Here is a 13,956-nt window from a genome sequence, read left to right as displayed (position 1 = left end):
TCTTTCTATGTTTAGGAAAAAATCATTCTCATTTTAGCTTAAAAATGCAGGGTTTTTCCATGTCGTTTTTGTCTTTCAGAGGATAATTGCAAAGTTAATTTTGTAAATTATAGCTTTACACTTTAAAATTTGTTGCAAAGTGAAAATTTTTTCGTTAAATTAAGCTCAAGTATCCGATAATCTCACTAGGAATAATGCTTATGTCTATTTCAACATTTTTAGGAAATACTAAAGCACAAATAAAAAGTGCTGTATCTACACATCCGATTGAAATTTTTCTAATTAGTGCATTTGCAATTGGAATTTGGTTTATGGAATTAGGGACTCATAAAGGTGAACATTTGGCTTATTGGGTATTTGAGCCAATGTTATTTATCTTTGTTTATCTCTCTCGCCCATATTCTTGGTATCGTTTTTCATGGATTGTGCCATTAGTGGCGATCGCTATTATTGGGATGACTAATGATAATGCTGATTTTTATCTCACGAGCTCAAAATTTTGGGGCGCAAGTTTTATTGCGTTACTGGTGTTATTAGGTTTCCCATTTGAAAAAAATAATAAAGGGTTTACCTACCGTAATTTTACCAATCTATTCCATCTTGGCTTAGCGACAATGGTATGGTTGTTGGTGTTTGGATTAGTCGCGGCTATTTTATTTACGATTACAACACTCTTTAATGTCGAGTTTTCTGATAGCTTCTACCAGCATTTTTATACTTCTTTAGGCATTTTTACTCAGCCACTCTTTTTCTTAGTATTCGAACAACGCCAAGCTAAATCGGAAATGACGTTAGATCGCATTTCTGAAATTTTAGTTAATTTCGTATTAGCATCAGCATTGATGATTTTCACGGTGTTGCTTTATGCTTATGTTGTGCGAATTATTTTTGAAGGCGTATTACCAAAAGGGATGTTGGCGAATATTACCTTGCCTTATTTGCTTGGCGGTTTAGGTGTATATGCACTACGTTCTATTTGTGCTAAAGCCCGTTGGGAAACTTTCTTTAAGTTCTATCCATATCTTGCTATTGTGCCAATCGTGTTGTTATGGTTGGCGATTGATCGCCGTATTAGTGCCTATGCTTGGACTGAACCACGAATTTATTTAGTGGCCTTGGCTACCGCGATTACGATTGCTTATGCGATCCTGATTGTGCCAAAAGCACGTCAATACCGCCTGATTTCTGGGGTTGTCATGGTGGCAATTTTTGCTATGACTTGGATTGTTAAACCACAAGAAATTGCTTACCAAAGCCAAACCGTGCGTTTTGAACAGTTATTGAAAAAACTTAATTTATCAGATGGTTCAGGCAAAATTCGTGATGATGTAGATTTTGTCGAACGTTTAGAGAATATGCCGAAAAGCGATCTTAAAGATTGGGATGAATTAGATAAAGTATCAGATTATTTGCTTTATCGAATGGAGATTAAATCTTATGGAGAACCTCCTTTCGAAGAAAGAAAAGAGGCATTTAAGCAGAAATATGGCAAAAAATCCGAAGAACTTTTTACATTCTACATTTATGGTGATGAGATTCGCTTCAATGATGAAAGTATTAGCACCCCAGAAAATAATTTTATTACTAAAGTTACATTTGAATGGGAATCGATTGATGTGACTTCGTATAAAAAATGGATTCGAGTGCCGACATATTCATTCTATCGTCTAGAGCCTCGGGCTTATATGAAATCTGATGAAAGCGAGGATAAACAAGAAGAGAAACAAGAGGTTTGTTTTATTGAAGATCACGACAGATATTGTACCAATATGGATGAACATATTCATAAAGTATTCAAAGAACATCAGCTAGACCCGATGAAAAGAATTTCTAAAACTGAGCTTGAATCACTTAGTCAAGATTTATTAAAAATTGATGGACCAAGCTTTACGATTTATTTAAGTGAGCTTGAAGTGAAATTTAGACCAGAAAGCGGTTATTACTATAATCGAACATATACAAAAGCTATTTTTGATAAGTAGCCGTAAATTTAAAACGCTGTGATGTTTCACAGCGTTTTTGCAAAAAATTAGCTAAAAATGACCGCTTGTAATATCCGGACTATTTAGAACAGGATAGATGAAGCGTGGATAAATTAAGGAGATTTATGTCTATAACCCACTTTTTTCAACAGCTGCAGCACCGTTTAAATGCAATGGTTATGCGCCATCCGATAGAAATTGTGATGGTGATTGCTTATGCAATCCCATTATTGATGATGGATACCAGTGTGCGCGGCGGTGAGCATTTCGGTTATTGGATGTTTGAGCCGATGCTCTTTGCTTTTATTTATTTAACCCGCCCTTATCGTTTTTATTATTTTTCATGGATTGTTCCTATTTTAGTCTGTCTTGTTGTTTGGCAAACGAATGACTTTGCAGAATTTTACTTTTATAGCGCTCAGTTCTGGGGGGCTACAGGAATCATGTTGATTGCTTTGTGTAGCTTTCCATTTGTCAAAAACAATCAAACTTTTGTTTATCATCATTTTAAAGTGCTATTGCATCTCATCTTAGCTTTTATTGCTGGCGGCATCATTATTGGCCTTTCAGCTACACTGCTTTCTTGGAGTAATGTATTGCTTGGAATTAGTTGGGATTTATCGGTTTATACCAAAATGAGTTTATTTTGGGCATATCTTTGCATCCCATTGTTTTTCTTATTATTTGAACAGTCTCAATCGCGAGAAGAAATCACTGTTTCACCTATTTTTGAGATCCTCAACAATTTTATTTTAGGCCCCGCGTTAATTATTTTTACGATACTGCTTTACGTTTATGTCGGTGTTATTTTAAGTAATAGACACCTGCCGGATGGTGCTGTAGCGGGTATTGTCTTGCCTTACTTACTCCTTGGTTTGGTGGTATGTCTATTAAGAATGCTTCCTCAAAGCAGACCTCGCTGGCATCGTTTTTTTAATATTTATCCTTATTTAGCGATTATTCCTTTAGGCTTACTTTGGATGGCGGTTGAAGTTCGAATTGCTACATATGCATTAACCGTTTCGCGAATTTACTTAGTGGCGATGAGTATCGCACTTTCACTCGCTTATTTGATATTAATGATACCTAAAATTCGTCAGTATCGGTTGATTTCAGTCATAGCCATGTTGTTTATTTGCAGCATCACTTGGCTTAGCAATCCCACTCAAATAGCCTATCAAAGTCAAACAGAACGCTTTGTTGCGTTATTGGATAAGCTTAATTTACGTGATGAACAAGGTAAATTAAAATCAGTATATGAAATACGCTCGCGCTTAGAGAATATTAGCAGTGTAGCATTGGGTGATTGGCAAAACTTGAAATCCACTAAAGATTATTTGGTCAATGAGATGCCTAAACCAGCAGATCGAGTTGATTGGTATAAGTATGATAAAGAAGCCGCATTTATTGCGCAGTATGGACCTTCGGCATACTACTTATTAACGATGTATATTGAAGACAATCAAGTGCTCTTATTCGAAGAGAGTGAAGTGTCAAATTATGAATTCCGACAAGGTTATGATAAGCCATTAAATATAAAAGATTATCGAAATCTTTATTTAAATGGGCATTATAGCTATCGTGTGAAGAATGAACCAAACGAAGCGTTCTTTTGTTGGGATAAAGAAAATTATTGTCTTGATTTAGATACCTATATTCATACGCAGATGAAACGCCATGGACTTGATCCGATGCAATTTCAAAAAAAAGAGGATTTAGATAAGCTGAAAGAAAACTTACTTGTGATAGATCAACCACAATTTAAGATTTATTTATCTCGATTAAATATTACGTTTGTGCCAGGCCAGGGCTATATATTTCAAAGTATGGAAGCTGAGGTATTGCTAGAAAAGTAAGAAATAATAAGGGAATGTATGAACATTCCCTTAAATTTTGTAAAAAACTTGAGAAAAATGACCGCTTTAAAGATTAAGCAATATTTTCATAGAACACATTTTTCAAAAATTGCGTATGTTTATCTAAAATACTAAACATCGTTTCGCGATCTTCGCCAAATCTTGAAGGCCCATGATTAGCGCGAACTTTGTCATAAGCCGAAAAGGCAATTTCAAACTCTTCAGTGGTTAATCTAATTGATTTTTCATGCAGTATGCGACTGAGTAAACTCACTTCTTGAGATTGTAATTCTGGAAATAAATGATGTATCCATAACTCCATAGAATATTGAACCGCCTCGCTTAATTTCGCGCGCTTTTGGCTTTCTTGTTCTGAATGTACCCGATAAAATAATAGAGGTTCAGGCAAGTTCGCAAATGTTTTTCCGTTTAATGCACATTGTATCCACATATGAAAATCGGGCGCAGTAGAGGTTTGTGCATAATTAAGCCCTAACTCTTTGATACTTGAATGTCGCCACATTACAGATGGGTTAATCATATGGCCACGGGCTAAAGAAAAATGTGCTTTTATATCTTTATCTAAAAGAGGGAGATCACTAATCGCAGGTGATTTATCTGTCTGCTCATGATTAAAGAGCACAGCATTGCTTCCTAAAATATCAATTTCAGGATGATTCTCTAAATATTGAATTTGCTTTTCAAAACGGTGGGGCGCACAAATATCATCGGCATCCATACGGGCAACATATTCAACATTCATATAGTTAAGTATATCTTTTGCTAATTTCCCTGCTGAGGGTTCCCCTTGATTCTGAGTGAAATGATAAACACGCAAACGAGGGTCTATTTTTGCATAAGATTCAAGAATTTTACTTGTATTATCTATTGAGGCATCATTAATTGCGAGAATACAAAAATCCTGAAATGTTTGATTCAACAAGGAATCTAAACATTCAGCTAGATAAGCTTCTGCATTGTATGCCGGTAAAATGACAGCTAATTTCATGTGTTAGTTACTATTTCTTAAAAGTTTGATTTTAATCAAATTACTAACATACGACAGCTGATTTTATGAATTGTTCTGATAGTTCTAAAATTTATATATCATAGCGATAACAAGCGGAAAAGTTATTTCAAATAAAGGGCAATAGCTTTTTACAAGCGGTTAGATTTATTCACTATTTTGCAAAAACGCAGTCAAAACCAACCACTCTTTATTGCTGCTAGGCAGTTTTCTTATCTATAACTTAATGGTTGATAGGTAAATTTAATATATCTGCAATTTCTATTATGCGAGGCGCGGCTGATTTTGGGCAAACTAAGCAATAGAAATTATCAGAACCCGTATCAACATAAAGCAAAGTATAATCACTTTTTTCTTCTACTTTAGCCTTAATACGTGCAAACTCATGCTTTGCCTCTTCGAAAGTGATTTCGAAAGTTTGTTCAAGAGACTCAGAAAGAAAATGATTGAGTGAGTCATAATCAATTTTCCAGTCATCTTGGTAGCAATGTAGATAACTTCTGATAAGTTCTAATTTAGCATATTCTTCATCGAAATCTTCGTCCTCATAGATATCACCAAATGCGATCATTTTCTCTCGACATTTTTCAAGGTCTTTATTTAGCCATTTATAGAGGCTTTTAACTTGCTTAATATATTTTGCTTTGATGTATTTTTTCGTTTCAAGCAACGTAATTAATTCATCAAATAAGGCTTCTTGATTGATTTCAGTTTCACGTCTGTCAATGCTATCGCAAATCAAATCGACGGCTTGTTTTAACAAAGCAAACTTGTAATGTTGTTCATCAAGCGGTTTGGCATAATAAATCGCTGCCATTAAATTAGAAATAAAAAGCTTATCAGCATGTTGTAATGAATATGCGGCATCTCTAATAGGTTGCCCAGCAAATAACTCAATTCTTTGCGGAAATTCAAATTCAGTTTCTTTAATAATATGTTCATATTCCTTATGCGGTTTTATGCCGAACCCAATATTTAAAAAAGAATAGCCAGAACCATTAAAAAATTCTTCTCGAGAAGCAGGTACGAATCCCATTGGGTTACAGAATTGGCTTTGTAAATCATACATGTCGCCGCCAAAATCTAATTCCTTAAATTTTTCTTTGGAATAATCATCCCAATTGTCGGAATAGTAAAATTGATAGGCATGGATAGGCGTTTCAAAGAGGGTGTTTTTGACGTCGATACATCCATCTTGTTGCGTTTGAAGATAACGTTCAATTTTTGCGAGTTTTTGATCTAATAGAGAGAAATCTTCTGGCTTTTCAATCGCATTAAACACGGCATTAACTGAGGATAAAAATTGCTCATAATGTGGACTATGTTGATTAAATGGCTTTGCCTGTATCATACTCTGAAAAAGGTTGTTCGCTTGATCCGTTTCGGCGAAAACGAAGCTATCCTGATCGGGAAAAATAAAAACTCTAAAAAGTGAGCTATCTGTTGGGTTTAATTTAAAATCAATAGAAAGAAATAATTGAACCCAATTTTCTTCTTCAAATTCTATGCGCGTAATGCAAGGCAGTTTCATTGTTTTTGTCAGAAGCAACTCTAGAGGTTGGTATAAATCAGATAATCCCGTATTTTCTAGCAATTCAGATTCATCTAAATTGGCTTTACCATAATGCCAATAGGTTGCGATTGCCATTGGCGCAACTTTGTGATTTCGGGCAAACAACCTCTCAGGTGGTTCTTCTTTCGCCTTAAAATATTGAAAGATTTTGTCCAGTTTGGTTGTTAATGTTTGGTCTAATTTATCAGCGTGTTGTTTAGATTTAAAAAACATAATAAAAATGCTCAGTTTAAAAGAGATTATTCATAATATTCATATTTCTTTGTGGTTTTATCTAACCATATGCCTTTTTCATCATACATAATGCTTTCAATCACATTACCGTGTTGATCAAATTTATGACGCGTTGTGAGGGTTTCTTCCAATTTTCCGTGTTTGTCAAAAATTTGGCGTTTTAATTCATTGTGATTTTTGTCATAAGTAAAATCTGCTCGTCCCTCATTAAAAGACGTGTTATGTACAAAGTCGCCATTTTCGAGATAACGATAAGTTTCGCAATTACTTTCTTTTCCATTGTCATCAAAGTCACAAGCTTTGATGAGTTTATCGTCCTTGTAATGGAATTTTTTCGCATGGCCGTCAATAAGTTTTGCATAATAAACAGCTTCAGAGATGAGTTTGCCATCTTTGTCATAAACTCTTTTGATGTAATCTTCTTGGAAGTTCGGCTTTTTCGGCTTTTTGCCTACATAGGTGATTTCTAAAATGATACCCGAACCATCGCTGTTTTCTTGATAGCGGTAGAGTCTTCCATGAGTCTCTTTATAGATATCGTAACGAATTTCTTCTAATCGATTGTTTTGATCATATCGATAATTCGCAGTCGTTTTATCGAAATGTTCAGACTCGCCAGTAACATCTTCAGTTTTAATTAAGAAACCTTGTTCGTTATAAAATTGACGAACATCGTTCGTGACCACCTCTCCTTCTGCCGCTTCAGGATTATCTTCCGAATGTGAAATAACAGATTTCACTTTGCCTTGTAAGTGATTCGCTTGCCAATCAGTTTGCACAGGGAAAAGTGCGAAAGCAGAGGTAGAAAGGCTGGCGAGAAGGGCAGTAAGTAAAAATTTATGCATAGTCGTTCCTTTTATCACAAGCGGTCGGATTTAATAAATGTTTTGTAAAAAACGCTGAAAAATAACTACTTGTTTAAGTTGGGTAAATAGTTGATTTAAATGTTATACTAATTTTAATAGGTTTTAAAGTGTAGTGAAATAATCTCGCTTTTTTATAAGGCAAACAGATTAAAAATGTATTCAAAAAAGTGAAAGTTTAGCGCTATCGCTTAGAAAAACATCATACACAGATATATTGATTAAGAGAGATATTAGGATGCAAAGGTTAAAGACATCACTGAAAAGATTTTTATGGGTAATTGGCATATTGTTTGGCGTTGTTTATCTGTTATTCATTTTGAGTTATTTCGTATTTTTTGTTTGGCTTCCTTCGCGCTCACATGAAGGGGAACTTCGAGCAGTTCAATCAAAAGATAAACCCTATTTAGCAGGTGTTGAGGCGTTACCTCAAAATGCGTTAATTTATATCTCAGAAGATACGGCTGTTCCAGAATTATTGATTGCCGAAGAAAATAATTATTTTCGTTGGGGCGGTTTTTTGTTAAATAAATTAGGATTAAATCGTGATATGGTAGCAATCAATGATTCGAATATGCGATTTGTTGAGCCAGCTAACTATGAAACTGCGCCTAATATGCCCGAAACATACGTTATTAACGGACAACCGTGTTTAACTAAAGGGGGATTTAAGTTTTTAAGAACCAGCGGTAAACGCCCGTCAATGCATTATTCAGATTTTACTTTAGTGACGTGTGATATCGCTGAAGGTGAAGTGATTTTGCCTAATTTCCGTTTAAATGGCGAAATGGTATCGTATCAAAATCGAGAACTCAGTTATACAGGCTTGTGGAGCAAGGATGGGTTAATTAGTCTGGCGGTGCCTCAAGCCTACAGTTATGACGGCGGTTTTACGACACCAAGGTTGCAAATTCCGTTAGCAAACGATAAGGATACGCTTCAGATTTTAACCTATTTTACGGATCTCAAAAATCAAGCCAAAGCAATTTTAGCGATTTATAATATGTATGGTAATGGCATTAACAGCCAAGAAGATTTTGTGCTAGGGCAATGTCGTTATAATAAGCTCATTACAAGCATTCTAATTACTGAGCTAACAGAAAAAAACGCGCGTTGGCATTTTGAAAGTGATGATAAACAACATCCCATTTCAAAGGAATGTAAAATACAAGTATTGCCCCTTCAGTTAGTGAAAGATCCAGATTTTAATAGAGGAAATTGATGGAAAACATGAAAAATCACCCTTTAGTTGTCGCACTTAGCATTGTGCTTGGATGCATAGTGGTATTTGGCGTGGCAATTTCTTGGAATAAACGCCAACAATATAAATATGAAGATGTGAGTTTGCAGGTAAAAGCATTGACTCAAGAAGAAATAGATTACTTCACAAAAGAAGGTATTGCGAATATCCCCGTAGGGACAATGCGATCAAGTTATCCTGATTCGGATAAAATTGATAATATTTTTATTCCAGAGGAAGGTGATCTTGGTTATTTTTCATGGGGGCCTTTTAAGTTAGATCGTTTTTCTCTGTATCTAGCGGATAGTCAGTCAATTATGCCTAAAGGAATTGTTGGTGCTGCCACTTTACCAGAGATTTTTGAAATAGATGGGCAAAGTTGTTTAACGGAAGGTTTGACCTTTGAGCGAAAAGCAGAGGCACAAGAAACTAGCATTCACTTTGAAGATTATGAGTTACTTGTCTGCTCTGTGAAAAATCAAACCATCAATACCCCACAAGGGAAATGGCAGATTGCTAAAAATGAACCAATAAGAATGCAGCGTAATTATCAGGGGGATCCACTTGAATCAATGCTCTCAGACAAAGCCGCGAGTTTTGAATATAGTATTGATCCAGCGTTGCAAGATAAATCTGATATATCACTTCATTTTCCAAATTCTCCTGAATTAGATGGCGCGATACAAATTCAAAGTCTTTATACCGACAGCGCATTAAATTTGTTAGAAATGAAAGGTGAAATCAGTTTGCATGAACAGAAAGAATTTAAAATTGGGCAATGTGATTATAGCAATTTTATTGGGGTGAGATTGGCGAATTTCACACCGAAAACGCTTGAGTTGCATGTGGTAAATTATCCAGAAGAAGGTCAAGGATTATCTGATAAGTGTACAAAGCATGTTATGCCATATCAGTTAGTGAAATAGCTAGTTCGCAACATCAATTGGTAAATTTTTAGAAAAAAGTGACCGCTTGTAAATAAGACGGCTTGAGTGAGAGAACCAAGCCGTCTTATTCTTTTTCAGACCCAAAAGGATTTTAACCAATATAGCCATTTTTCACCGAAGAAGTAGAAGAGTAGCCCAAAAGCAATAATGGTTAAACCAATCCATTTTGCGGGCGAAATAGCCTGAGTTGGCATACCGATAAGGCCAAAATAGTCAATCGTGGTAGATGAAATCAGTTGCCCAATGATAATGAAAAATAGCATGACACTAATGCCTAATTTGGGCGCTAATAATACGGTAGTAAAGACGGCAAAAGCACCCAGAATACCACCTAAAAATTTCCAAGCAGGTTGTTGTGGTAATGCGCTTAAATGTTGCCAAAGATCCGTTTTCCACCAAGCAATGACAAATAAGAAAAGGGTGCCAACAGCAAAAGAGATGAGAGCTGCAATAATGGCTTCATCACCCATAGATTTGGCTAATTGACTGTTAATCGCTGCTTGCGTGGCAAGGCCTAGTCCGGCAAAAAAGGCAATAAGTAGATAAATAAAATACATACAAACTCCTGTAAGATGCCAGCATTATATCTCCAATCAGCGAGTAGATAAAATGAATAAAAAAATGACGGGCTTGCACCCGTCATTCTACTTTTCAAATTTAGTTAGCTTTCTCAACAGAGAAGACTTCCACTTCAGCTTTTTCAAAAGCTTCATTATCTAATTTACCGGTAATGCGAATTTTGTCGTTTTCGCTTACATTTAAACCATTCCAAACGCGGTTTTTAATTTCCACTTTAATACGTGCTGTACCGTCTGTAAAAATGTATTCGTCGTTATCGATTTGTTGGGTGATGTTACCAACTAAAGTGACCATGCTGTTATCAGCAGCCGATAATGCTTGTTTAACACTCATTGTTTGTGCAGCAGTTTTAGCTTGAAAACCACCTTGATTGTTATTAGCGTTACCATTAAAACCTGCAAAAGCTGAAGTTGATGCGAAAGCTAGTAAAGTAGTAAATACGATTTTTTTCATGTTGATTTCCTCAAATAGATTAAGTTAAGTTAAATTAAATTAAGTTTCTCCGCAAGTTTGCGTTGGGTGTATTAAACCAAAGAAATCTTAAAGAATTCTTAATTTCTAGATTTTTTGCTAAAAAAGTAAAATTTTGATGAAAAGCAACCGCTTGTAAGGGAGAGGAAATAAGGTGGGGCGTTACCAGCGACCCTCGGCACACAGAAAATTTAACCCAGACTGCTTTCTTCCGAACCTGATCAAGTAAGCTAAACCCTGTTGCGAGGAACCAATAACGCCCCATAGAATTATATCGTTAACGCGATATAAGGCTTGTTATTATAGGGGGTTAAGTTAAAAAGGCAAGCGTTAAATCAGAAAATCGAGCAAATCCAAGTGGGGGCAATAGAGAGGTCGGAAGTCTGACTATAAGAAATACTATATCGTTAGCTAGCAATAAGGCTTATAATGGATTCGTGATTTGGCAAGTGCCAACGCCAAATCACATTGAATTTTTATTCATATTTCCTTATTGGCTAGTCATAGATGACTAGCCCTTTTTTTGGTTGCGACTTAGCGTTTAACTAATAATGCAACCGCTTCACACGCAATGCCTTCACTTCTACCTGTAAAACCTAATTTCTCAGTTGTTGTTGCTTTTACATTGACTTGGCTCATATCGCATTGCAAATCTTCTGCAATCGCTTGGCGCATTTGATCGATATAAGGGCGCATTTTAGGTGCTTGCGCAATAATAGTAACATCTACATTGCCCACTTTATACCCAGTGGCTAGCACTTGACGGTAGGCCTCAATCAATAATTTACGGCTGTCAGCATTTTTATATTGCATATCTGTATCTGGGAATAACTTGCCAATATCGCCTAAAGCGACGGCACCTAATAGGGCATCAGTCAGTGCATGTAAGGCAACGTCTCCATCGCTATGGGCAATAAAGCCAGTATGATAAGGCACTTCAACGCCACCAATAATAAGTGGGCGGTCTTCGCCGAAAGCATGTACGTCAAAACCGTGTCCAATTCTGATCATGAATTATTCTCCGTTTGATGAGTTAAATAGAATTCCGCCAAAGCTAAATCTTCAGGGCGGGTAATTTTGAGATTATCACTACGTCCAGCAACTAATGTAGGATGAATGCCTGCAAATTCCATGGCAGACGCTTCATCAGTAATGGTTGCATTGGCTAAAAATGCTGCTTCTAGTGCTTCGGTTAATGGTTTTGCAGGAAAAAACTGTGGCGTTAGTGCGTGCCAAAGTGTTTCTCTATCTTCGGTATGTGAGATTTGCACACCATTAGCACGTTTAATGGTATCTATCGCAGGCGTGGCTAAAATCGCGCCTTGCTCATCGTTGATTTGCAAAAGTTTATCTAAATCAGACCGCTTGAGGCAAGGCCTTGCCGCATCATGCACTAAAGCCCAATCATTGGAGGATAGGCATTTTAATGCGTTATAAACCGATTTTGCACGAGTTTCGCCACCAAAAACCACTTTTATCTTTTCTGATTTAAGTAAGTCAATTTCTTGATAATAAGGATCTTCGGGGGAGATGGCGACAATCACTTTGCTAATTTCAGGATGTGATAAAAAAATATCTAGCGTATGTTCGAGAATAGTTTTGTTTAATAATCGAAGATATTGTTTTGGACGATCTGCCTTCATTCGGCTACCAACGCCAGATGCTGGAATAATGGCGACAATGTTACGAGTGTTCATAAATTAGTTCTGTTTAGGGACAATACGATAGAAGACTTCATCTTGTTTGACCATCTCACGTTCAAGGCGAGCGCGTTCTTCTAGTGCATTTACACCCGTTTTTAAGTCATGAATTTCTGCTTCAATTAAGTTATTACGGGCAGTTAATTTTTCATTTTCTGCTTTTAATGTCGCGACAGTGGTTTTCATTTCTTGATATTCTAGCCAACCATTTTTGCCAAACCAAAAGCTATATTGGAAAAAGGCTAATAAACCGATAAAAAAAACAATAAGTAAACGCATATTCTTCTCTAAATAATGATTTGTAAGCGGTCAAATTTTACCGTGAATTTGCAAAAAGCAAACCTTTCATTTGTAAATTTAAGCAGATTGGGCAAGTGCTTGGCGAATCATTGGTTCAAAAAAGTCGTAATCAACCAAGAAGGCATCGTGTCCAAATGTTGAGTGAAATTCGGAATAATGTACATTGACACCGGCTTCTTCCAAGGCTTGTTTACTTTTATGCAAATCGACTTGTTTAAAGAGCTGATCGCTAGTCACGCCAACTAAAGTATAGTTTGCTTTAATGCGAGAAAGTGCAGCTTTTTCGTTAGCATAACCAAGGCTAGGTTCATAAAGATCTAATGCGCGGAGCAATCTTAAGTAAGTATTGGCATCAAAGCGATCTAAGAATTTTACCCCTTGATAGCTTAGATAAGATTCTACTTGGAAATAGTCGCCCCAAATAGCGGATTGCTGTTTCATTTCTCGTCCAAATGCACGAGCAAGCTGTACGTCTGTACGATAAGTCAGCATTCCTAACATACGTGCAATTTTTAAGCCATTGTCTGGTGATTGCCCTTCATAATAATCGCCCTGATTAAAATAAGGGTCATTAATAATAGCTTGGCGCATCACGTGATTAAAACCAATAGCTTCGGCACTTAGCGTTAAAGAAGAGCAAAGATTGATAATGTTACTCACAAAATCGGGGTAAGAAATAGCCCATTGCGTTGCTTGCATGCCACCGAAAGAACCGCCTGCAACACAATGTAAATGGGGAATCTCTAGTGCATCAATTAAGGCTTTTTGTACATTAACAATATCTTGTACGGTAATGATCGGAAATTGGCTACCATAAGGTTTGCCAGTTTGAGGGTTAATAGAAGCCGGCCCTGTGGTACCTTTGCATCCACCTAATACGTTAGAGCAGATGAAAAAATATTGATTGGTATCGAAGGCTAAACCTGGCCCAATAAAATCTTGCCACCAGCCTTTATTGGCATTATCAAAATAAGGTTCAGCATCACCAGTGAGTGCATGGCATAGCAAAACAGCATTGCTTTTATCGGCATTCAGTTGACCATAAGTTTGATAAGCAACGTCAACGGGAGAAAGCGTTCCGCCTAAGGTTAGCGAGAGTGGTTTGTCTTTAAACAGAGTGAGCGTGTGAGCCATGAGTTTGTCGATACCTTTATATGCAGCAAGAGCGCTATGCCATGAAAAAT

At 36.5% G+C, this 13,956-nt stretch carries 13 protein-coding genes and 1 other RNA gene; 4 read left to right on the top strand and 10 right to left on the bottom strand.

Going from position 1 to position 13,956, the window contains the following annotated elements; genetic code table 11:
* Positions 1–200: 200 nt before the first annotated feature.
* Positions 201–1,982 carry a DUF4153 domain-containing protein gene (locus HSP_RS0102935; protein ID WP_007525066.1) on the top strand — a complete coding sequence of 594 codons (1,782 nt, stop codon included), beginning with the start codon at positions 201–203 and terminating at the stop codon, positions 1,980–1,982.
* 125 nt (positions 1,983–2,107) lie between these two features.
* Positions 2,108–3,838, top strand: a complete 1,731-nt coding sequence (locus HSP_RS0102930) for a DUF4153 domain-containing protein (protein ID WP_007524335.1) — start codon at positions 2,108–2,110, stop codon at positions 3,836–3,838.
* 73 nt (positions 3,839–3,911) lie between these two features.
* On the opposite strand, the gene HSP_RS0102925 is transcribed toward HSP_RS0102930, so the two are convergent.
* From HSP_RS0102925 to HSP_RS0102915, 3 genes are all read right to left on the bottom strand, one after another.
* Positions 3,912–4,847, bottom strand: a complete 936-nt coding sequence (locus HSP_RS0102925) for a glycosyltransferase family 2 protein (RefSeq protein ID WP_007525398.1) — start codon at positions 4,845–4,847, stop codon at positions 3,912–3,914.
* A gap of 241 nt (positions 4,848–5,088) precedes the next feature.
* A complete protein-coding gene (locus HSP_RS0102920; protein WP_007524417.1) occupies positions 5,089–6,651 on the bottom strand; it encodes a DUF6630 family protein in 1,563 nt (520 codons plus the stop codon).
* 26 nt (positions 6,652–6,677) lie between these two features.
* The gene (locus tag HSP_RS0102915) at positions 6,678–7,517 is read right to left on the bottom strand and encodes a hypothetical protein (protein WP_010128365.1); all 840 of its coding nucleotides are present in this window, start codon (positions 7,515–7,517) and stop codon (positions 6,678–6,680) included.
* A gap of 256 nt (positions 7,518–7,773) precedes the next feature.
* On the opposite strand from HSP_RS0102915, the gene HSP_RS0102910 reads away from it, so the two are divergent.
* Positions 7,774–8,757, top strand: a complete 984-nt coding sequence (locus HSP_RS0102910) for a DUF485 domain-containing protein (RefSeq protein WP_010128364.1) — start codon at positions 7,774–7,776, stop codon at positions 8,755–8,757.
* On the top strand, positions 8,757–9,701 hold the full coding sequence (locus HSP_RS0102905; RefSeq protein WP_007524033.1) for a hypothetical protein: 945 nt from the start codon (positions 8,757–8,759) through the stop codon (positions 9,699–9,701). The genes HSP_RS0102910 and HSP_RS0102905 overlap by 1 nt, the downstream gene beginning before the upstream one ends.
* Before the next feature lie 95 nt (positions 9,702–9,796).
* On the opposite strand, the gene HSP_RS0102900 is transcribed toward HSP_RS0102905, so the two are convergent.
* The 7 genes from HSP_RS0102900 to metX all read right to left on the bottom strand — a co-directional run bounded on the left by HSP_RS0102900 (position 9,797) and on the right by metX (position 13,906).
* Positions 9,797–10,279: a DMT family transporter gene (locus HSP_RS0102900; protein ID WP_007525186.1), complete on the bottom strand. Its 483-nt coding sequence runs from the start codon at positions 10,277–10,279 to the stop codon at positions 9,797–9,799.
* 100 nt (positions 10,280–10,379) lie between these two features.
* Positions 10,380–10,754 (bottom strand): YgiW/YdeI family stress tolerance OB fold protein, encoded by a 375-nt coding sequence (locus HSP_RS0102895; protein ID WP_007525277.1) that lies wholly within the window; start codon positions 10,752–10,754, stop codon positions 10,380–10,382.
* A gap of 177 nt (positions 10,755–10,931) precedes the next feature.
* Positions 10,932–11,029, bottom strand: an RNA gene (gene ffs, locus HSP_RS11155) — signal recognition particle sRNA small type.
* A gap of 277 nt (positions 11,030–11,306) precedes the next feature.
* On the bottom strand, positions 11,307–11,783 hold the full coding sequence (gene ispF / locus HSP_RS0102890; protein ID WP_007524935.1) for a 2-C-methyl-D-erythritol 2,4-cyclodiphosphate synthase: 477 nt from the start codon (positions 11,781–11,783) through the stop codon (positions 11,307–11,309).
* Positions 11,780–12,469 carry a 2-C-methyl-D-erythritol 4-phosphate cytidylyltransferase gene (gene ispD, locus HSP_RS0102885; protein ID WP_007525099.1) on the bottom strand — a complete coding sequence of 230 codons (690 nt, stop codon included), beginning with the start codon at positions 12,467–12,469 and terminating at the stop codon, positions 11,780–11,782. Before ispD ends, ispF begins: the two co-directional genes overlap by 4 nt.
* A gap of 3 nt (positions 12,470–12,472) precedes the next feature.
* A complete protein-coding gene (gene ftsB / locus HSP_RS0102880) occupies positions 12,473–12,751 on the bottom strand; it encodes a cell division protein FtsB (protein ID WP_007524130.1) in 279 nt (92 codons plus the stop codon).
* A 78-nt stretch (positions 12,752–12,829) separates the two neighbouring features.
* The gene (gene metX, locus HSP_RS0102875) at positions 12,830–13,906 is read right to left on the bottom strand and encodes a homoserine O-acetyltransferase MetX (protein ID WP_007524773.1); all 1,077 of its coding nucleotides are present in this window, start codon (positions 13,904–13,906) and stop codon (positions 12,830–12,832) included.
* Positions 13,907–13,956: the final 50 nt, after the last annotated feature.

The organism is Haemophilus sputorum CCUG 13788, assembly GCF_000238795.1.
Lineage (GTDB): Bacteria > Pseudomonadota > Gammaproteobacteria > Enterobacterales > Pasteurellaceae > Haemophilus_A > Haemophilus_A sputorum.
Note: the sequence above shows the minus strand (reverse complement) of the source record. Positions and strands in the feature narration are given on the sequence as shown.